The 20,217-nt window shown below is 56.5% G+C and carries 24 protein-coding genes and 1 pseudogene; 2 read left to right on the top strand and 23 right to left on the bottom strand.

Going from position 1 to position 20,217, the window contains the following annotated elements:
- Positions 1–2: 2 nt before the first annotated feature.
- The 22 genes from recN to SELSP_RS05340 form a co-directional block, all read right to left on the bottom strand.
- Positions 3–1,718: a DNA repair protein RecN gene (gene recN / locus SELSP_RS05445; protein WP_006192442.1), complete on the bottom strand. Its 1,716-nt coding sequence runs from the start codon at positions 1,716–1,718 to the stop codon at positions 3–5.
- Between the two features lie 10 nt (positions 1,719–1,728).
- Positions 1,729–2,184 (bottom strand): arginine repressor, encoded by a 456-nt coding sequence (gene argR, locus SELSP_RS05440; protein ID WP_006192443.1) that lies wholly within the window; start codon positions 2,182–2,184, stop codon positions 1,729–1,731.
- Between the two features lie 35 nt (positions 2,185–2,219).
- The gene (locus SELSP_RS05435; RefSeq protein WP_006192444.1) at positions 2,220–3,071 is read right to left on the bottom strand and encodes an NAD(+)/NADH kinase; all 852 of its coding nucleotides are present in this window, start codon (positions 3,069–3,071) and stop codon (positions 2,220–2,222) included.
- 11 nt (positions 3,072–3,082) lie between these two features.
- Positions 3,083–3,898 (bottom strand): TlyA family RNA methyltransferase, encoded by an 816-nt coding sequence (locus SELSP_RS05430; protein ID WP_006192445.1) that lies wholly within the window; start codon positions 3,896–3,898, stop codon positions 3,083–3,085.
- A complete protein-coding gene (dxs, locus tag SELSP_RS05425; RefSeq protein WP_013740774.1) occupies positions 3,879–5,777 on the bottom strand; it encodes a 1-deoxy-D-xylulose-5-phosphate synthase in 1,899 nt (632 codons plus the stop codon). The genes SELSP_RS05430 and dxs overlap by 20 nt, the downstream gene beginning before the upstream one ends.
- Positions 5,778–5,788: 11 nt before the next feature.
- Positions 5,789–6,676, bottom strand: a complete 888-nt coding sequence (locus tag SELSP_RS05420) for a polyprenyl synthetase family protein (RefSeq protein WP_006192447.1) — start codon at positions 6,674–6,676, stop codon at positions 5,789–5,791.
- A complete protein-coding gene (gene xseB / locus SELSP_RS05415; protein ID WP_013740773.1) occupies positions 6,660–6,911 on the bottom strand; it encodes an exodeoxyribonuclease VII small subunit in 252 nt (83 codons plus the stop codon). Before xseB ends, SELSP_RS05420 begins: the two co-directional genes overlap by 17 nt.
- Positions 6,911–8,113, bottom strand: a complete 1,203-nt coding sequence (xseA, locus tag SELSP_RS05410) for an exodeoxyribonuclease VII large subunit (RefSeq protein WP_013740772.1) — start codon at positions 8,111–8,113, stop codon at positions 6,911–6,913. The genes xseB and xseA overlap by 1 nt, the downstream gene beginning before the upstream one ends.
- 67 nt (positions 8,114–8,180) lie before the next feature.
- Positions 8,181–8,603, bottom strand: coding sequence for a transcription antitermination factor NusB (nusB, locus tag SELSP_RS05405; RefSeq protein WP_013740771.1), 423 nt, complete (start codon positions 8,601–8,603; stop codon positions 8,181–8,183).
- A gap of 66 nt (positions 8,604–8,669) precedes the next feature.
- Positions 8,670–8,957, bottom strand: a complete 288-nt coding sequence (locus tag SELSP_RS05400; RefSeq protein ID WP_006192451.1) for a DUF2273 domain-containing protein — start codon at positions 8,955–8,957, stop codon at positions 8,670–8,672.
- Between the two features lie 14 nt (positions 8,958–8,971).
- Positions 8,972–9,550, bottom strand: coding sequence for an alkaline shock response membrane anchor protein AmaP (amaP, locus tag SELSP_RS05395; RefSeq protein WP_006192452.1), 579 nt, complete (start codon positions 9,548–9,550; stop codon positions 8,972–8,974).
- A 17-nt stretch (positions 9,551–9,567) separates the two neighbouring features.
- Positions 9,568–9,963 (bottom strand): Asp23/Gls24 family envelope stress response protein, encoded by a 396-nt coding sequence (locus SELSP_RS05390; protein WP_006192453.1) that lies wholly within the window; start codon positions 9,961–9,963, stop codon positions 9,568–9,570.
- 102 nt (positions 9,964–10,065) lie between these two features.
- Positions 10,066–10,623, bottom strand: coding sequence for an elongation factor P (gene efp / locus SELSP_RS05385; RefSeq protein ID WP_006192454.1), 558 nt, complete (start codon positions 10,621–10,623; stop codon positions 10,066–10,068).
- Positions 10,624–10,641: 18 nt separating this feature from the next.
- Entirely contained in the window at positions 10,642–11,727 is a 1,086-nt protein-coding gene (locus SELSP_RS05380) for a M24 family metallopeptidase (protein WP_006192455.1), read from the bottom strand.
- Entirely contained in the window at positions 11,724–12,182 is a 459-nt protein-coding gene (gene aroQ / locus SELSP_RS05375) for a type II 3-dehydroquinate dehydratase (RefSeq protein ID WP_013740770.1), read from the bottom strand. Before aroQ ends, SELSP_RS05380 begins: the two co-directional genes overlap by 4 nt.
- A 28-nt stretch (positions 12,183–12,210) precedes the next feature.
- Positions 12,211–12,501, bottom strand: coding sequence for an acylphosphatase (locus tag SELSP_RS05370; protein ID WP_006192457.1), 291 nt, complete (start codon positions 12,499–12,501; stop codon positions 12,211–12,213).
- Positions 12,498–13,724, bottom strand: a complete 1,227-nt coding sequence (locus SELSP_RS05365; protein WP_013740769.1) for a peptidase U32 family protein — start codon at positions 13,722–13,724, stop codon at positions 12,498–12,500. The genes SELSP_RS05370 and SELSP_RS05365 overlap by 4 nt, the downstream gene beginning before the upstream one ends.
- Positions 13,725–13,775: 51 nt before the next feature.
- Positions 13,776–15,023, bottom strand: coding sequence for an endolytic transglycosylase MltG (mltG, locus tag SELSP_RS05360; RefSeq protein WP_013740768.1), 1,248 nt, complete (start codon positions 15,021–15,023; stop codon positions 13,776–13,778).
- Positions 15,024–15,620: 597 nt separating this feature from the next.
- Entirely contained in the window at positions 15,621–16,817 is a 1,197-nt protein-coding gene (locus SELSP_RS05355; RefSeq protein WP_006193208.1) for a helix-turn-helix domain-containing protein, read from the bottom strand.
- Positions 16,818–16,913: 96 nt separating this feature from the next.
- Complete coding sequence (locus tag SELSP_RS05350) at positions 16,914–17,309, bottom strand: hypothetical protein (protein ID WP_006190507.1); 396 nt, start codon at positions 17,307–17,309, stop codon at positions 16,914–16,916.
- A gap of 680 nt (positions 17,310–17,989) precedes the next feature.
- A complete protein-coding gene (locus tag SELSP_RS12270; RefSeq protein WP_169311128.1) occupies positions 17,990–18,481 on the bottom strand; it encodes a hypothetical protein in 492 nt (163 codons plus the stop codon).
- Positions 18,482–18,537: 56 nt separating this feature from the next.
- Positions 18,538–18,762, bottom strand: coding sequence for a hypothetical protein (locus SELSP_RS05340; RefSeq protein WP_006190514.1), 225 nt, complete (start codon positions 18,760–18,762; stop codon positions 18,538–18,540).
- A gap of 687 nt (positions 18,763–19,449) precedes the next feature.
- Between SELSP_RS05340 and SELSP_RS05335 the strand changes: the two genes are divergently transcribed.
- Both SELSP_RS05335 and SELSP_RS12575 read left to right on the top strand, forming a co-directional pair.
- Complete coding sequence (locus SELSP_RS05335) at positions 19,450–19,851, top strand: hypothetical protein (protein ID WP_232362306.1); 402 nt, start codon at positions 19,450–19,452, stop codon at positions 19,849–19,851.
- A pseudogene (locus SELSP_RS12575) lies at positions 19,796–19,912 on the top strand (hypothetical protein); the annotation flags it as partial. The gene SELSP_RS05335 and the pseudogene SELSP_RS12575, both read left to right, overlap by 56 nt.
- On the opposite strand, the gene SELSP_RS12470 reads toward SELSP_RS12575, so the two are convergent.
- Positions 19,887–20,063, bottom strand: a complete 177-nt coding sequence (locus SELSP_RS12470) for a hypothetical protein (protein WP_013740765.1) — start codon at positions 20,061–20,063, stop codon at positions 19,887–19,889. The pseudogene SELSP_RS12575 and the gene SELSP_RS12470 sit on opposite strands and share 26 nt — an antisense overlap.
- Positions 20,064–20,217: the final 154 nt, after the last annotated feature.

Here is a 20,217-nt window from a genome sequence, read left to right as displayed (position 1 = left end):
CTTTATTTCGAGAAACTGCGGCTGATTTCAGCGCGTTTAATTCTAGCATTATCCACCATTTCCCGCGCATTGTCAAGCGCGGCCGCCGTGATGTCGCTGCCCGACGCCATGCGTGCGATCTCGTTGATGCGCTCGCCCTCGGCGAGGAGCTGCACTTCCGTCAGCGTGCGCCCCTCCTGCGTCTCCTTGTGGATGTAAAGATGCGCGTCCGCCATGCAGGCAATCTGCGGCAGATGCGTGATGCAGAGGACTTGTCTGTGCAAAGCGACCATGGCGATGCGTTCGGCGACCATGCGCGCCGTCTTGCCGCCGATGCCCGTGTCGATCTCGTCGAAGACCATGCTCGGCGGCGAATCATCATTCGCGGCCGAAACAGCCTTGACGGCGAGAGCCACGCGCGAAAGCTCGCCACCCGAGGCGACGTCCTGCAGCGGCTGCTCCTTCTCGCCCGCATTCGCCGAGAAGAGCATGACGATGTCGTCCGCTCCCGTTGCACTGTAGTCTGCTGCACGGAGCGCGATGGAAAAGTGCGCCTTCTCCATGCCGAGAGCCTTGATCTGCTCGCCGACGTGCGCGGAGAGCGCCTTGGCAGCGGCAGAGCGCAGTTTCGTGAGCTTCTGCGCCTCCTCTTTCAGCGTATCCGCCGCTTTCCTCAGTGCAGCCTTCAGGTCTTCCAAGTCGACATCGTAGGTCTCGATGCGCTGCAGTTCCGCCTTGACCTTCGCCAGATGGGCGAGCACGTCCGCCGTCGTCGCACCATACTTGCGGCACAATTTGTCGATGACGCTCATGCGGCTTTCCAACGAGTCGAGCCGATGCGGATCAAACTCCATGTCGGAGCCGTAGTCGCGAATCTCATACGACGCTTCCTGCAAGTCGCAATAGGCGTTTTCCACCATCTTGCAGGCATTGTCCAACTCATTGCCGAAGCGCGAGAGCGATTCGAGGTTCTTCTTGACCTTGCTCAGAGCCGCGAGGACGTTCAGCGCCTTGCCTCCCACATCGCCGTTCAAAAGAGCATAGGATTCCTCGACGAAGCCGGAAATCTTCTCGGCATTCGAGAGCTTCTTGATCTCTGCCTCGATGCGCTCGTCCTCGGCCTCCTTCAAATCGGCCTCCTCGATTTCCTTTTCCTGCCAATGCAGGAGATCGAGGCGTTCCGTCGTGTTCTTCGCTTCCTCCTCCTTCGCCCTGAGCTGCTTCTTGCAGTCGTTCCAAGCGGCGAAACTTTTCTGATAGACATCGCGCTGCTTTTCAATGGCGGCATCCGAAGTGTCGAGGAGGAGCAGTTGGTTTTCGGGGCGCAGCAGCGCGAGATTGTCGTGCTGCCCGTGGATGTCGACGAGATAGGCGCCAAGCTCTTTTAGCAGCGCGAGCGTCACACGGCAACCGTTCAGGAGGACGGAACTTTTCCCCTTGTGCGAGACTTGGCGCGTAATGATGAGCTCGTCATCTTCCACAGGAATCGCCTGCTCCTCAAGGAGACTCTTCAATGCAGTCTGCGCTTCCAGATCGAAAACCGCCTCGACACGCAGCCATTCGCAGCCGCTTCGTATGGCGGTCGCCGCGAGACGCTTTCCCAGCACCGCGCCCAAGGCGTCGATGAGGATGGACTTGCCCGCGCCCGTCTCACCCGTCAGGATGTTCAGCCCCGCACCAAATTCGATTTTCACATGCTCCAAAAGGGCAAAATTCCAAACCGTCAATGTCTTTAACATGATGTTCCTCTCACTGAGCGAAGAATTTCTCCATGCGCCGCACGACCTCGGGCGCCGCCTCCCGAGGCTTGACGACGACGAGGATGCTGTCGTCGCCCGCCACCGTGCCGACGATCTCCTGCCAAGGCGTATGATCGAGGACGGCGGCGACGGCATTGGCAGCGCCGGGCAGAGTCTTGACGACGATGATGTTCTCACTGTAATCGAGAGAAACGACGGAATCGTAAAAGAGGCGTGCCATGCGCTCCTTGGAGAGCACGGCCCCCTTTTCTTTCGGCAGCGCATAGCGATAGCGGCCATTCCCCGCCGGCACCTTGACGAGCATCATCGTCTTGATGTCACGCGACACGGTCGCCTGCGTCACGTCGATCTGACGCGCACGCAGCGCCGCTGCCAATTCCTCCTGCGTTTCGATGGCAGTGTTTTCGATAATTTCACGAATGATCGCGTGACGCTTGACCTTCATGCTCTTCCCCCGTTCTCTCGAAAGCGCGCTTTCCCTCAGGCATTGTCCAGAAGTTTTTCCTTCATCGTGCGGTAATAATCCTTGTCGCCGAATTTCACAATGCGCGCGGGATTTTTCGCCTTGCGCACGATCACCTCATCCTCATCAGCAATCTGAAACGACTTCTGTCCGTCGAAGGTAACAAAAATATCGGAATGTCCGGCCTTGATGCGCATGCGCACCGTATCGTCCTCGGAAATCACCATAGAACGGATGTCAAAGGTATGCGGGCAGATAGGCGTGAGGACAAGCGCCTTGACGTGTGGATTGACGATCGGCCCGCCCGCCGAAAGGGAGTACGCCGTCGATCCTGTCGCTGTAGAGACGATCAGGCCGTCCGCCTTGTAGTTCGCGATGCGCGTATCGTTGATGGAAAGTCCGAAACGCAGCATACGCGCAAGCCCGCCCTTCGCCACCACGATGTCGTTGACCGCACTTCCCTTGTAGCTCTTCTTGCCATGATGGACGACGTAGCCCGAGAGCATGAGCCTTTCCTCGATGTGGTACTCCTTGTCGAGGATCTTCTGCAGCTTCGTCTCTATCTCATCCAGTTCGATGTCGATGAGGAAGCCGACCGTGCCGAAGTTGATGCCGCAGACGGGAACGGTCTGCTCGTAAACGCGGCGGCAGACATTCAGAAGCGTGCCGTCGCCGCCGATGCTCAGCGCCATGTCGATCGGATGACGGTTGATGTTCTCGATGCCGTACGCCTCGTGCCCTAAGAGCCTCGCCTCCTTCGCTGGAAGCAGCACGCACACCCTCTTATCGGCAAAGAAAGCGAGGACGCGATCGAGGATCGCACGAATATTCGCCTTCGTCACATTGGGAAAAACCGCTATGGTAAACATCAAATCCCTGCCTACTTGTCCAATTCCGTATGCGCCTCTGCTACGACGGCGACGATTTCCTCTTGTGAAACGCCCGGCGCGGCAGACTCTTCTCCTGTGCCAACGAGGTGCATAAGGTACTCGATATTGCCCTCCGGCCCCTTGACAGGAGAATAAGAGAGCTCTCGAATGTAAAATCCCGCTTCCTGCGCGGCACGAAAGACGTCCCGGATCACGGTCTCATGCACATGCGGATCGCGCACGACGCCCTTTTTGCCGACGTTTTCGCGCCCTGCCTCGAACTGCGGCTTGATCAGAGCCGCGACTTCCCCCTGCGGTTTCAGCAGGGAGCGCACCGCCGGCAGCACCTTCGCGAGCGATATGAAGGCGACATCGATGGATGCGAAGTCGACGAGCTCACCGAGCGCCTCGGGCGTCACATGGCGGATGTTCGTGCGCTCCATGTTCTTCACGCGTGCGTCCGTGCGAAGTTTCCACGCGAGCTGACCGTATCCGACGTCGATGGCGTAGACCTTCGCCGCGCCGTTCTGCAGGGCGCAGTCCGTAAAGCCGCCCGTCGATGCGCCGATGTCCGCCATCGTCTTTCCCGCAAGTGAAATGGAAAAGGCTCTGAGAGCCTTTTCCAGCTTCAACCCGCCGCGGCTCACATAGGGCATCTCCTCGCCTAAAAGGCGAAGCTCAGCCTCAGGTTTCACGCCCGTCCCCGCCTTTTCGACCTTCTTGCCGTCGACGAGCACCCTGCCTTCCATGATCATCGTGCGCGCGCGCTCGCGGCTCGCGGCAAGGCCGCGCTCGACGAGCAGAACGTCAAGCCGCTCCTTCGCCATCGCGTGCTCCCTTCCATGCCGTGAGGATGCTTCTTGCCATCTGCTCAGGCTGGAGCCCTGCCATTTCCAGAAGCTCCTGCGGCTTGCCCTGCTCGATGAATGCATCGCCGATGCCAAAGCGCACGACGGGAATGAGAAGACCTGCGTCTGCCAAGGCTTCGAGCACGGCGCTGCCGAAGCCGCCGGCGAGCGCATTCTCTTCCATCGTCACGAGCATTTTCTTCTCATGCGCCATGCGATGCAGCAATTCTTCGTCCAGGGGCTTTACGGTGCGCATGTTGACGACGGCGGCAGAAAGCCCATCTTCCTTCAGAAGCTTCGCCGTCTTTTGCGCCGCATCGACCATGCTGCCGACAGCGAGGAGTGCGATTTCTCCCTCCTCCTCCAAGACTTCCGCCGCAAGACTCTCCAACGGAGTGAACGGTTCTTCCAACGCCGCGCCAATACCCTCGCCGCGCGGGTAGCGCAGAGCTACCGGACCTTCTAAGGAAAGCGCCGTCTTGAGCATGCGTCCAAGCTCGTTCTCATCCTTGGGCGCGAGCACCTTCATGTTCGGCAGGTGGCGCAGATACGAGTAGTCGAAGACGCCGTGATGCGTCGCGCCGTCCTCTCCGACGAAGCCTGCGCGGTCGAGCGCGAAGACGACGTGCAGGTTCTGCAGACAGACGTCGTGCAAGATCTGGTCGTAGGCACGCTGGGCAAACGTCGAATAGAGCGCGAGCACAGGCTTCCTGCCCGCCGCCGCAAGGCCTGCGGCAAACGTCGTCGCATGCTGCTCAGCGATGCCCACATCGAAGAAGCGCGTCGGATACTTCTCGCCGAACGTGCGCAGACCCGTGCCGTCGGGCATCGCCGCCGTGATGGCGACGACATCCGCATCCTCTTCGGCGGCTTCCAGCAAAGCCTTGCCGAAGACACTCGTGTACGTCGGCTTCGCGCCCGCCTTCTTCAGCGTCGTGCCGTCGGCAACGTCGAATCTGCCGATGCCGTGGAACTTGTCCGGCGCCTTTTCCGCCGGCGCATAGCCCTTTCCCTTGCACGTCTCCACATGGATGAGCAGGGGACCCTTTAGCTGTTTCGCCTGCTCGAACACATCGAGCAGAAGGGCGATGTTGTGCCCGTCCAAGGGGCCGATGTAGTGAAAGCCCATATCGGTGAAGAGGCCGCCCGGCACGAGCGCCGAGCGCACGCCGTCCTTGATGTGCTCGGCCGTCCGGTAGACGCGCTCGCCGATGTGCGGGATGCTCTTAAGAAAGTTCTTGATATCCTGTTTCGCACGGTGGTAGCCCGGTGCGACGCGGAAGCGCGACAGATACTCGGACATCGCGCCGACGTTCGGCGCGATGGACATGCCGTTGTCGTTCAGAATCACGATGATGTCCTTGCCCAGTGTCCCCGCATTGTTCAGTCCCTCGAACGCTTCGCCTCCCGTCAGTGCGCCGTCGCCAATGACGGCGGCAATGCGGTACTGCTCGCCCGCGATGTCACGCGCCGCCGCCATGCCGAGGGCGGCCGAGATCGACGTGCTCGAATGACCTGTGCCGAAAGCGTCGTAGACGGACTCCTCGCGCTTGGGGAAGCCCGTGATGCCGCCTTTCTGGCGAAGACCGACGAATGCCTCGCGCCTGCCCGTCAGAATCTTGTGCGCATACGCCTGATGACCGACATCCCAGACGATCTTGTCCTCCGGACAGTCGAACGCCCTGTGCAGGGCGAGCGTAAGCTCCACCGTGCCAAGGCTCGGGGCGAGATGACCGCCCGTTTGAGAAACCGTTTCGATGATATAGCGGCGCAGTTCTCTCGCCAGCTGCGAAAGCTCATCGAGCGTGCAGCTTTTCAGTGCGTGCGGTTCGTTTATGCGTTCCAACAGCTGTCCCATATCCATCCGCCTCACTTTTTCCGTCCGAGCAGAAACAGCGCCAAATCCCGCAGGAAGGCAGCGCGTTCGCCAAAGATGTCGAGCGCCACCACGGCCTCATCTACTGCATCCTCAGCCAATTTTTTCGCCTCTTCCAGGGAGGTCAGCGTCACATACGTCGCCTTCTCGTTGCGCACGTCACTGCCCACGGGCTTGCCGATCGCCGCCTCGTCTCCCGTGACGTCGAGGATGTCATCCGTGATCTGAAAGGCCAGCCCGAAGCGCTCAGCATAAAGCGTCAGCGCGGCGAGTTCCTCCTCCTTCGCGCCCGCCAGAATCGCGCCCGAGCGTATGGCGGCGCAAAACAGTGCGCCCGTCTTGCCCATGTGAATCTTTCGAAGGGCTGCCAGATCGAGACGCCTGCCCTCGCCCTCCAAGTCGAGAACCTGCCCGCCGACCATGCCGTAAGGGCCGGCCGCGCGGCTCATCTCGGAGACGACGGTGACGAGGGTTTCAGGGGCAGCGCCCTCTTGGCGCAGCATGACCTCGAAGGCGAGCGTCAACAGAGCGTCGCCCGCGAGCACCGCGATTCCATCGCCAAAGACCTTGTGGTTCGTGGGCTTGCCGCGTCGATAATCGTCGTTATCCATCGCGGGCAGATCATCGTGAATCAAGGAATACGTATGAATCATCTCGATGGCGCATCCCGTCGTCAAGAAGGCCGCGCCATCCTTGCCGACGGCATCGGCCGCCGCCATCAGGAGCACGGGGCGCAGGCGTTTGCCGCCCGCCATGAGGCTGTATTCCATCGCCTTTTCCAGCGTCTCATCATACGCGGGCACTTTCTTCAGCTCGCGCAGAAGTCCCTCTTCCACCAAGTCGGCACGCTTTTTCCATTCCGCCTTAAAATTCACGTGCATCCCCCTCAATCTCCAAGCGAAACTCCTCGACCGCGCCGCCCTTTTCCTTGAGCACGACATCCATCGCCTTTTCCGCACGATCGAGCGAAGTCATGCAGAACTTTGCAAGCTCCACGCCCTTCGCATAATTCTCCATGAGCTGTTCCAAGCTCAAATCGCCGCTTTCCATCGCCTGCACGAGTTCTTCCAGCTCCGCGAGTGCTTGCTCAAAGGACGGCGTCTTCTTTCTCGGCATCATAAACCTCCTTCTCGCAAACCTCCGACGACGGCGTCGAAGCTGCCGTCGGCAAGGCGCACGAGGATCCCATCTCCAGCGGCAAGCTCCTTTACACTGCGCACGGCCGCACCATCTTTCTCCACAACGCTGTAGCCGCGCCGTATGACATGCAGCGGATTGAGCATCTCAAGCTTTTCCGCTGCGACCCGAAAGGCGTGCTGCTTTTCCAGCAGGGCGCGGCGCATCCCGCGGTCGAGTGCTTCTGCCGCCATGTCGAGCCTTTGACGACGATCGGCTAGGAGCGCCTGCGGCGGACGCTTCAGGAAGAAGCCGCCCAGACGCTCCACGCGCTCACGCTCGTAGTAAAGACGGCTCTTCACCGCCTTTTGGAGACGCATCTCACATTCGCCAATGCGGCGGAAGAGCGCCGCCGTCTCGGGTACGGCGAGTTCCGCCGCCTGCGAGGGCGTCGCCGCACGCACATCACTCGCATAGTCGGAAAGAGTCGTATCCGTCTCATGACCGACGGCAGAAATGACGGGAATCACGGAGTCATAGATCGCACGCACGACAGGCTCCTCATTGAACGCCCACAAATCTTCCGCCGATCCGCCGCCTCTGCCGACGATCAAAAGGTCGACGGGGTACTTCTCATTGAAGAAGCGGATGGCGGCAGCGATCTCAGCCGCCGCGCCCTCGCCCTGCACGAGCGTCGGATAAAGAACCAAGCGAATATTCGCATCGCGCCGCTTGGAAACGCGGTAAATGTCGCGCAGCACTGCGCCCGAAAGGGACGTCACGATACCGATCGTGCGAGGAAACGGCGGCAGAGGCTTCTTGTGGTCCTCATTGAAAAGCCCCTCGGCGGCAAGGCGAGCCTTCAGCTGCTCGAAGGCGACGCTCAGTTCTCCCGCCCCCACGGGCAGAAGGCGCTCGACATAGAGCTGATAGACGCCGTCGCGCTCGTAGACGGAAACCTCGCCCGTGGCTACGACCTTCATGCCGTTTTCCGGCTGAAAACGCAGAAGCCGCGCACGGCTCTTGAACATCACGCCCTTCAGAGACGCCGTCTCATCCTTCAGCGTGAAATAGCAATGTCCCGAAGCGTACATCTTGTAATTGGACAGTTCGCCCTCGACGGAAACATTGCGCAGCAATCCTTCCACCTGGAACATGCTCTTGATGTACTGCGTGAGCGCGGATACGCTGTGAACCGTCAAACCGCCGCCTCCTTCCGAAGTCGTCATAAGGAAAGGGGCTGTCGCGCAAAAGGCAACAGCCCGAGAATCACCTTGCCAGTCCGCCCAAGATCCCGTTGACGTAGCGGCTGGAATCATCCGTGCCAAATTTCTTCGCCAGCTCGACCGCTTCGTTGATGGCGATGCCGACATCCACCTTTTCCGCGCCGTACTTCATCTCGTAGAGCGCGATGCGGACGATGTTGCGATCGACGCCTGTCATGCGGTCGAGCTTCCAATCATGCGTGGACGCGGCGATCTCCTCATCGATGGCGGCGAGATGCTCGCGCGTACCGCGCACGAGGGAAGCTGCATAGCTATAATCCCGCTTCGTCTCAACGGGCATTTCCTCAACCGCCGCATCGAGCGCCCACATCTGGCACGCCTCTTCGGAAGCCGCCTCCGACGGCGGATTGAGCTCCAGTTGGAACAACGTCTGAAGCGCCGCCTCGCGCGCCTGTCTACGACTCATAAAACAAAACCTTTTCCTTTCCTGTCGCTCAAAAGACAAAGCAACGAGCTGCTTCCGCATCCAGTCTCATTCCCTGAAGCGATGCTGCCGATAACGCTGCCGATAGGGAAACATCTCATCAAAAAAATCTTCCACATCGCGCAGACGAATATCATGATCGATGCGAATGCCAACGAGCAGCCCGACAAGGCAGCAGAAGAGCACGAAGAACGTCTGCCAGAAGCCGAAGATAAGTACAGCGAGACCAAAAAGCGCCCCGAAAAACACGCCGCCGATCTTGCCGCGATGCGGCAGGAGCACGGGCGCGTGCGCTTCAAAAAAAGCCTTGAACGGGCATGTCTTTTCCTCACCCATCTGCCTTCCTCCTGTCAAACGACGCGCTTCTTCTTCGTCAGCGGCGCATTGGAAATATCTTCAACGACAATGTCCAGCGAAAACTCATCGACGCCCATCGTTTCCTGCATAGCGCGGCGAACCTCCGTGCGAATATCGTCGGAAACAGCGGCGGCATTCGCCTCCTTGCCTATGACGATAGCGAGGCGAAGGGAGATCTGTGCCCCGTCCTTCGCGGCCTTCTTCACGACGGAAACCTTCACATGGAGACTCCGGACGCCCGGAACGGTCTGCACTGTCTGCTCCACGAGATTGTGGACGGCGCCGAGCGAGACGCCGACATCGCCCACCTTGCCATGGAGCACGAGGAATTCGCCGCCCTCCCGTTTATCTGAGCCACCCGAAAAGCTGCAGCCGATCAGATGTATGCTTAGAAGAAATACAAGGACGCCTCCCGCAACCAGCTGCCATTGCTGCGCTCCCATCAGGTAGCGGTACTCGTTGAGCAGGATCGGTTCGGGCACGATCTGCAGAGCAAGCGCCACGACGCCCAGCGAAAGGCACGCGACGGCGAGCGCGTAAAGGAACAAAAGAAAGCGGTTGATGATCCCCATGAACTTTCCTCTCCTCCTCAGTGGACGCGCGCGTCCTCTTCCTCTGTTTCCTCAGCGAAGCTCACGCCCTGCACATGGACATTGACTTCGACGACGGTCAGCCCCGTCATGTTCTCGATCGCCTTCTTGACGTTTTCCTGCACAGCGATGGCTACATCGGGAACGCGCGCGCCGTACTTCACGATCATGTAGAGATCGACCGCCGTCTCCTTCTCGCCGACCTCGACCTTCACACCCTTCGTGAAGCTCTTCTTGCCGAGCATTTCGGCGATGCCGCCGGCGATGCCGCCGCTCATGCCCGCGACGCCGTCAATCTCCGTCGCGGCGAGTCCCGCGATGATGCCCACGACCTCGTCGGCGATGCGGATCGAACCGATCGCACCCTTCTTGCTCATGCTGACTTCCTCTGCCATGGAAAATTCCTCCTTCAAAACACATTGCACACCGCCCGGTCGGGCGGCAGATGCAGAAAACACATCGTATGCCGCCTTATCAGCAGCAGATGCAAAAGAAAATCAGGCACGTTCGATATAATTGCCCGTACGCGTATCGATGCGCAGGACGTCACCTTCATTGACGAAGAGAGGCACGCGCACGACGTAGCCCGTCTCGACTGTCGCCATCTTTGTCGCGCCCGTCGCCGTATTGCCCTTGACGCTCGGCTCACACTCCGTGACCTTGAGATTGACAGATGTCGGCAGCGTGATGCCAATGATGCGATCCTTGAATGTCTGCAAATTGACTTCCATATTTTCCTGCAGGTAGTTCAGGGCGTCGCCGAGCTGATCCTTACTCAGTTCCGTCTGCTCATAGTTCTCCGTATCCATGAACGTATACATGCCGTCGGCTTCATAGAGGTACTGCATCTTGCGCGTATCGAGGCGCGCCGCAGGCATCTTTTCGTTCGGGTTGAACGTACGCTCGACGACGGCTCCCGTCTCGACGTTCTTGATCTTCGTGCGCACGAACGCCGCACCCTTGCCCGGCTTCACATGCTGAAACTCGACAACCTGCCAAACGCCGCCGTCAATCTCGATCGTGAGACCTGTACGAAAATCTGTGCTTGAAATCATTTGTAGCCCTCCAGTAACCTATCCTTGCGTTATCTCAATCAGGTGCTTTGCCGCCTTCGTCAGCGGCACGCCGCCCCGCTTCTCCAGGAGCACCGTATCCTCGATGCGCAGTCCTCCCCAGCCCGGCAGATAGACGCCCGGCTCCACCGTGACGACCGTGCCTTCCGCGAGATGCTCCGCCCTGCTCTTCGGCGACAGGCGAGGCTCCTCGTGAATCTCCAGACCGACGCTGTGACCGAGTCCATGACCGAAGTTCTCGCCATAGCCTTCCTGCGTGAGGAAATCGCGCACGATTCGGTCAGCCTCCTTGCCTGGGATGCCAACATAGAGACTCTTTACACCGAGGATCTGCGCCTCAAGCACCGTGTGGTAAAGTTCCCTGTGCTTTTCGGACGCTTCGCCCAAGACGACGGTGCGCGTGATATCGGAATGATACCCTTGGTAAACAGCACCATAGTCCATTGTAACAAATTCGCCCGCAACAAGCAACTTTTCTGATGCAGTTCCATGCGGCAGGCTGCCGCGCACGCCCGATGCCACGATCGTCGTGAAGGCGGGACGTTCCGATCCATGCTCGCGCATGAATGCCTCCAGATGCGCGGCAACCGCACGCTCCGAGATGCCGGGACGCAGGAACTGCAGCACGTCGTCGAACGCGCGGTCGCTGATCTCCACGGCTTTTCTCAGGCAGGCAATCTCCTCGGCATCCTTGACCTCGCGCAGCGGCTCAAGCGCAAGGCTGATAAAATTCTCTTCCTGCCAGGCGGGCAAGAGCTTCCGAAACGCTTGGAACGTATCAAAGGAGACGGCTCTTCCCTCGAAGCCCAGCGAGCGGCAGCCAAGCTCCTGCACCGCCTTCGCCGCCTGCTGCCAAAGCCCCGCCTTCTGCTCGACGACCTCGAAAGCGGTTTCTGCCTTCGCCTGCTCCATATAGCGGAAATCCGTGAGCAGCAATTCGCGCTCCGCCGTGATGAGGAGAAGCGAGTCGTCGCCCGTAAAGCCGCTGAAGTAGCGCAGGTTCACGACCTTGCTCACGAGCATCGCCTCGACGCCCTTCTCTTTCATGAGGGTGCGCAGACGCTCTACGCGCTTTTCCGTGCTCATCGCCTCGCCCCCTTCTCCTTCGCGTCAAGCTTCATCAAAGCGATTTCGAGCGCCCCCAGATAGCTCTCCGCACCGAAGCCCGCAACCTGTCCCATGACGACGGGCGCGATCACCGACGTATGGCGGAACTCCTCGCGCCGATGGATGTTCGACAGATGAATCTCGATGACGGGCACGGAAACGGCGGCGATCGCATCGCGCAGAGCGATGCTATAGTGCGTGAAAGCGGCGGCGTTCAGCAGGATGAAGTCCGCACTGCCCTCGGCATTCTGCACGGCATCGACGAGCGCCCCCTCATGATTCGACTGAAAGAACTCGATTGCCGCGCCCGCTTTTGCCGCACGCTCCCGCAGTGCCTCGTTGATGTCTGCAAGCGTCGCAGCCCCGTAGATTTCCGGCTCACGCTTTCCGAGAAGATTAAGATTCGGACCGTTCAGCACTAAAATTTTCGACAAGATTTCTCCCCCCGTCGTTTCCATCTTTTTAATAGCGAATCACAAAATTCTGCTCATCCGCCGCTTCCCGCTCCTCTGTGACAAGACCGCTGACACGGATGTAGCCGTTGCCCTGCCAAATCCTGTTCCAAAGCGCCTCGACAGCCTCGGCTTGACCCTGCACCTCCATCGTGACGGAGCCGTCCTCCATGTTGCGCACCCAGCCGCAAAGGCCAAGCTCCAGCGCATTCTGCTGCACGAAGAAGCGAAAGCCGACGCCCTGCACGCGCCCCTCGGCTCTGGCAAAGAAGCGCACATTTTCCTTTTCCATCACATTCATCCTTTCTCCCTGCGGCGGCGCAGGATGGCGTATTCCTCAACGGGCTGCTCCATGCGCAGATGCACGATCTGCTGCGCGTGAGCTGCCGTCGAAATAGGCTCGCCCGCATCGTCCCTCATCTCCGTCAAGCGCTGGCAGAACGTCTCGCGCGTCGGCTGGAACACTTCGATCTCCTGTCCGACCTTCATATTATTGCGCTGCTCGACCGTCGCCATGCGCGTCCTTTCATCGTAATGGCGCACGAGTCCGATGAAATCCGCCGTCTGCTCGTACGAAGCGCTCGCATAGATCTGGTCGCCCCCATCGGGCACATGATCGAAGAAGCCGCTCGTGTAGATGCGGTGCGATACCTTCTGCAGCTCTTCGAGCCAAGAATCGCGCAGATGGAACGCCCGCCCCTCATCATAGGCGGCGTCGATCGCCTCGCGGTAGACCTTCGTGACGCTCGCCGCATAGTGGACGCTCTTCATGCGCCCCTCGATCTTCAAGCTGTCGAGTCCCATGGCGCAAAGCTCGGGCAAAAAAGGCAAGAGGCACAAGTCCTTGGAATTCATGATGTAGGTGCCGCGCTCGTCCTCCTCAATGGGAAAGACCTCGCCGGGGCGACTCTCCTCCACAAGCCCGTAGCGCCAGCGGCACGCCTGCGCACACGCGCCGCGATTCGCATCGCGCCCCGTGAGGTAGCTGCTCAAAAGGCAGCGCCCCGAATACGATATGCACATCGCGCCGTGCACGAACATCTCCAACTCAACCGTAGAATGCGCACGGATCGCGGCGATCTCGGCACACGAAAGCTCGCGTGCAAGCACGACGCGCTCAGCGCCGAGTTTCTGCCAAGCGTCAACCGTTGCCCAATTCGTATTGTTCGCCTGCGTGCTGATATGAAGCGGCACAGAGGGAGCAAACTCACGCGCAAGCGAGAAGACGCCAAGGTCGGAGACAAGCAGTCCGTCGACATGAATCTCAGCGAGGAAGGAAAGGTACGCCGGAAGCCTATCCAAATCCGCATTGTGTGCGAAGATATTGAGCGTCACATAGACCTTTCTGCCAAGCGCATGTGCAAAACGCACGCCTTCTTCCATCTCCGCCTCGCTGAAGTTGCCGCCGAAAGCGCGCAGTCCGAAGCTCTTGCCTCCCAGATATACGGCATCCGCACCATAGATAAGCGCCATCTTGAGCTTCTCCAAGTTGCCCGCGGGGGAAAGAAGCTCCGGCTTTTTCATGCCCCCATCGCCTGCGCGGCAAGACGGGGCACGATTTTCCGTCAAATTCATCTAGCGCACCTTATGCACGATGGCGTCGTGCTCCTCGTATGTATGGGAATAATAGTTATGCCCCTCCCTGTCCGCGACGAAATAGAGGTAGTCTGTCTTCGCCGGCCAGAGCACGGCCTCGATGGACGCCGTGCCGGGATTGGCGACGGGGCCGGGCGGGAGGCCTCGGTGCTGGTAGGTGTTGTACGGCGAATCCATCTCCGTGTCCTTGAGCGTCACATCCTCCTTCGGCGCATCGAGCAGGTACTGCAGTGTCGCATCTGACTGCAGCGGCATGCCGATGGCGAGCCGCTTCAAGAGAACCTGCGCGATGATTGCGCGGTCTTCCTCGTAGCGCGCTTCCTTCTCCACGAGCGAAGCAAGAATGATCAGCTCATAGATGCTCAGATTTTCCTCCTTTGCACGCTCGCGCATCTTTCGCGTGAGCCGTTGGTCAAAATCGCGCGACATCATCGAGAGGATGCCGTCGACCGTGATGTCGCCGTCGACCTCATACGTATCAGGGAAGAGAAAACCCTCGGCATAGTAGCGCGCCTTATCGTTCTTTTCTATATAATCGTAGGGCGCATAATGCTTCGCCGCCTTCAGGAACTCCTCCTTTTTCACGACGCCCTTCGCATCGAGGCGCTTGGCGATGTCCTCGACGGTGAAGCCCTCGGGAATCGTGAAGCGCACCTGCACCGTCTGTCCTTCGACCAAGGCCTGCAGCACATCGCGCGGCTCCATGTTCGTATGGAGCGCATACGTGCCGACCTTGAAAGCGCCGTCCGCGCCGTTCATCTTCGCCGCCAGCCAGAACTTGAAGCGGCTGCGTATGACGCCGCGCTTTTCGAGCATTCCTGCCACATCATCAGCGCTCATGCCTGTGCGAACCGTGACATAGACGTCTTTCTGCTCCTCTGAGACAGGCGTCGCCGGCGAAAGAGCGTAAGAAAAGAGCCCGAGCAGCAAGAAAAAAAGAAGCGCAGGCGGCAAAATGTACTTTTTCATATATCCCGTCCAATCTTCCGGCGGAAAGCGGCGCAATTCCTCGAAGGAAAGGCTCTTTGCCCACGAGAGGAATATTTCCTGCACCCACACCACACAGATGAGGAAAAGCGCCAGAGCCTTGCCAAGATATGCCAAAGCCGCAGTTCCGAGACTCTTTCCCGCTTGATCTTTCTCAGGTGAATCAGAAAGCATCCCCTTGAAACGCTCGACCCATGGCGCAAGAAAATCCGGCAGCCGCAAAAAAACATCCCCTTCCATTCTATTTCCAATCCCATTATACGCAATACCCGTGAAAATTACAACAGGCATAGAAAAAGGGCTCTTTGTCAAGAGGTACGGTGAAATTTTTTTCAAAATAGTTTATGCGGTTTTGGATCGGCGAGCTTGGCGGGCTTTGTTGTTCAGCAGGAATATGATGCGGCGACTCGATTTCCTGCGGTCATTTTAGCTTCCTCCTTGTTGACTGCTTTGATGGAATCCGTTACCATAGGTTCATAAGAGGCAGTTCCTCTCGGCTGTAGGTGGCTTTTGGCAGCAGGCTGGGTTTGAAGGGAACTGTCTTTTTCATTGGCGGCTTCACGAGCCGCTGCGGCCTTGTATCCCGTAAATTCGCAAAGTAACTTCCGCTGATGTAAGTCTATGGGATTTAGTCTAAGAAAGCCGATAGGAGTAAGTGCGAGAAGCATCAGAATTTGTATGCAATGGATGACCTGAGCACAATATCGTCTTAAAAGCGACCGAACCATAAGGGATAAGCTAGAAAGAAGGACATGCTTCGCACTCCGAAAAGCGAGGCTTTTCAGAGTAAGTTCCACCCTGGCGGGATTTACTATGAGAAAGATGTGCAGCGCAAGATCAGCCCTTTAGAAGTCTAGGAGACTGCACGACATCTTCCGGCGCAACATACGAGATGCCCAAAAGAGCAGCCAGTTCCTCGGAAAAAGCGAACGTAAACATCTCATAGGGAGACTTGCCGCTGTAAATGTTGCGACGGACGCCATTGATGTGCGAAAAAATCAAATTGACGGTATCCTGTGTGAAATGGTCGAAAGAAGACCCCTTCGGCACAATATCGCGAAAAAGCGTGTGATTCTTCTCAATTTGCGCCTTCTGGTAAGACTGCATGGGATCGCAGAAAAAAAGGCAGGCCTCCTTTTCCCCCTCAAGATTGTTCTCAAAGGCGAAAACATCGGAGAACTCTCCACCGTTGTCCGTAAGCATCACGGGCATAAGGGCAGGAAAAGCAAAACCGCCTGCAGTCAAAGTTCGTTTGACCTCTTGGAACTTCAAGGCAGCCTGCACAGCCGTCTTGTTTTCGAGCAGAAGCCCGAACATGAAATTGAACGCAGTGAAGTGGACGGTGAGGATGACTTTGCCGCCTGAAACTCCGATAACGGTATCAAGCTGCGTATGTGCGCTAAGCCCTTCCCGTTCCATATGAGCGAGGAAATCCGCATAGGTGCGTTCCTTCTTTATGGCAGAAGGAACGACATCCGCCCGCTTCTTTTTGCGAGGCTTGAACTTTACGGCGCGTGGAAGGTGAATCTTGGAAGCCGAATAATATCCCTTGGAAAAATGCCGATAAACTGTGCTGAGAGACACATTGAGCTCTGGGTGAGAAGCGACGATATGATAAATGTGCTGCCCCTTCTCAATGCAAGAGGAAATGATGCGATCCTGCTTGTAAAAAGACGCACGGTTCAACGGAATGCCTTCGCGTGCATCGTGCAGGAGCGCTTCGTATTCGGCATGTGCCTGCGGAGCGACATAGAGAAGGCGGAGGAAGCGGCAGTTAGCAGAACGGCGCTTGGGGCAGGCGTTGCAGACGAAGGGTGCCTTTTCGAGCAAGGGGCAGAGTTCGTCTGTTTGCACGAACGCATTGCGGTGCTCTTTGCGATGTCGCTTCACTTCGTAAGATATGGTGGTAGGATCTTTCTGAACGAGCAGGGCGATCGCCTTGAAGGACAATCCCCTGTCGAGCCCGTTCATGATTTCCTGGCGGTCTTGTGCAGTAAGGTGCTTGTTCTTCTTGTTGTTGTCTGCTTGCTTCATGATGACAGCCTCCTTTGTGTAGAGAGATTTCTCACACTAAATTCAGCCATAAATTCTTCTCAGAGTAAATCCCGTTAGTGACCTATTATGTGGGATTTACTTTGGAAATTTACCCGCCTTGTATCCTTCTTCTTTTTGCAGTTTGAACTTGACAAGATCTTCTTCGGTCTTTATACTAGAAGCAAAGAGGTCAAAGAACCTTTTACCCTCCAGGGGCAATTGAAGCCCGGCGGACTGGTAAAAGGTCTTGGCCTTTCTTTTATTTACATACAGCGTGCTCCCTCCCATTACGTTATTGATATACCATACATGATCTGTACTTCTTGTCCTCCCGCTTCCATAACCGCGCCCATAGATCGATGTGATAATTGACCAATAGACTTTCCATAACGCGAATAGGTTTTGATCTTCTCTCTTTGCCGCTAAAAAACGAGAAAGCTGCTTGGCAAAATATTGTTCATCCTTCTGTAGCTGTTGTTCTTCATGATTCATTTCATTTACCTCACCTTGCACGAAATTATTGCTCCGAGAAATAATTTTTGATATAATGCGAGGTAGTTAAAGCATCGACGAGCACAAGCCCCACACCTCGCACGGAGGTAGTGCGCTTGGCTTGATCGGTGCTTTTTCGTGTTGACAAACTCCTCTTCTTCGGCTATCTTATAGCTAAGGAAGCTGTTCGTTTGCTCTTCCAGGGAGAATTGGACTCCGTCGGATGTGAGAAACAGGACAGCTTTTTCTTTATGACCTTCTTGTTGACTTTTCCTATAAACTTTGCTATCGTAGCCCTGTAAAGGGGTGTTCCTCTCAGTTGCGGATAGCGTTATCCGGGGGGCTGGGATAGAAGGGAACGCCTCTTTCGTCAAAGCATCTAAGAATTGCCTCCGTCAGGGGAATCGCCCCTTTCCGATCGCACTCCTTGGATGCTTTTTATATGTCGGATGTTCCATTGACAAAATCCCTTTCTGTCCTTATACTTTGTATCAAGAAGTCTGCTGTTTTCGGCTGCCAGGGGGAATTGGACCCCGGCGGGAGCTGAAAACGGCAGCTTTTTATTGGTCGATATTGACAAAAGCCGCTTGTGTCTTTATACTTTGCTTATGAGGCAGCTCGTTTCTTTCCCCAGGGAGAATTGCACTCCGGCGGATCGAGAGAAACGGGCAGCTTTTTCTTTATCTGCCGCGTCCTGCATCTTCGATCGCGCGTTCGCGTGCGGCAAATTCCATCGCCCACGGCGTATCTTCGTATTCTTTTGCCGCGCCCTCGTACCAGCTCGCCCATGCGTCGACCTTGGCAAGGTCTTCGGCAGTCTCTTCATCGAAAGGCGCGAGACGCGCGAGATCGTCGTAAAAGATATGCGCTGTCTCATGCAGAAAGGTGCTTTCGTCGGCTGCTTCAAAGAAGCTGACGAAACGGCTGCCTTCTTGCAGCACGGAGAACGGTCCTTGAATCTGACCTCGGGATTCTTGATGTTGCTGATAGTAAGTTTTCCCGTCGGCGTCCTTGACACCGGCGAGCATTTCGCGTATAGTAATGGCATCAGAGGAAGCGTTGTCTGGCCTCCCAGCAGGTGAAATCCCTGTTGAGGTGGCAGCGCTTCCTCCTTTGTTTGTATGTACATCTTCAAGAAACACATCATACACGTTTACATCTGCTGGCATCAAAGTGATGACGCCTTCCTGTTCTTCCGCAACGATTCGGATTGTCTTCAGTTCTGTTCCTATGCGCACGGGTACATAAAATCTATGGATATGCGCGACCAGTACTGTGCCGTGAAAGGCTTCCCTGTCGCGCGTGATACGCGCTCTGCCCATGTCGCGGCGTGAGCGGCGAGGACGCTTGCGGCGCTCTTCGCCCTCGCATTGCCGCCTTGCAGCGTCTTCTCGACTTCTTTGTAGACGCGGCTGCCGTCTTTGCCGAGCAGTTCTTTCAGTTCTTCCGCCATCTGCTATCCCTCCTTTTCTCTCTGTATCATTCTTATAGTAGAAATTTTCTGAGGCTTCCTTGACACTGGCGAAGATCTCGCGTATAGTGGTGGCAGTAGAAGAGTTATCTGGCTCCACAAGGGGTAAACTCCCCGCTGGGGCGTTAGCTCTTCTTTTTTGTCTCTGATTATGTCATGTCTGCTGATAGCAAGACTTCCCGTCGGCAGCCTTGACACGGATGAATATTTCTCGTACACTACTCGTAGAAAGTCTTCCCGCCGTCCCTATCACAGGTGAGATTCCTGCTAGGGGGCGAGAGGTCTTTCTTTTTTTCTGCACCGTGCTGCCTGTTGATAGCAAGATTTCCCGTCGATATTCTTAATGCTGACGAGTATTTCGCGTATATTGACGGTAGTGGGAGCGTGCTACTGCGTGTTTATACTAACCTTGTAAGGGTGGGCATCGACGCGGGATCATGCTCTTTCAGTTCCTCGGTCATCTGCTGTCCTCCCTTTCTCTCTTCCTCTATTGTAAATGCTTGCAGTATTTAAATACTGCACACTTTCCGACGAACATGAATTTTTTCACGAGACTTTGTTAAAGGGCGAATTTTCCTGTATACTGGGAGTGAACCAGGTGCTATGACGGAAAGGAGCATTGTCATGAAATACATATCGGGGCTTCATGCGCTCAACATTCCGTGCCGTTTGGAAACGGGCGGCGATTGGCATACGCTGTCTTTGTCATGGGAAAACATTCCTTTATGGAATACGGAGAAATCGCCGTTTGGCACGGAAGGGATCGAACAGCATCACAGCCTTATGGGCAAAAAAGGGATTTTCTACATTGCGAACCACATCCGAGCCTGCCTCGATCTGCTCTTGACAGGAGATTTCTCCAATTTACAAGGCATGCGCCGCGATTATATCTGCACGGATATTTATGACGCAGATATTTTTGCCGCAGTTTGGAAACTGCGCGAAACAGCACACTGGACAGACATCGACCGATTCATGGAAAAGGAGTATCGAATGAAGTGGATTCTTTTCAGAAATGAGCAAGAGGCGAATGAATACCGCACAAATGCGTCATATAGAAATCATGCGTAATTTCTTGACAGAACTCAACAAGGAAACCGATACGTTCATCTTGAAAGGCGGAACGAGCCTTCTTCTTGCTTATGGACTGGATCGTTTTTCCGAGGCGCTGGACAAGCGTACTTCTTCTTGGGCGAATGAAAGATCACTTCCTCCGCCGTGCGCTTCTCAATGCAGGCATCAGGAAGATTGTCGACATACACAATAAACTCCTCCGGCATCATAAAATACCTTCTTTCCGTCAAGCTAAAAAAGATGTTACGTTGATACAAAATGTATCTTCGTAACATCTTTTTTTAGCTTATGTTACTTAGACACAAAATGTATCCCCGTAACATATAGAATAGAACCAGAAAAGCCGACGCCTCATGAGCGTCG

The sequence above is a fragment of the Selenomonas sputigena ATCC 35185 genome (genome assembly GCF_000208405.1).
In the GTDB taxonomy this organism is placed as follows: domain Bacteria; phylum Bacillota; class Negativicutes; order Selenomonadales; family Selenomonadaceae; genus Selenomonas; species Selenomonas sputigena.
The sequence above is the reverse complement of the archived record's forward strand: the minus strand, read 5'-3'. Positions and strand labels throughout refer to the sequence as shown.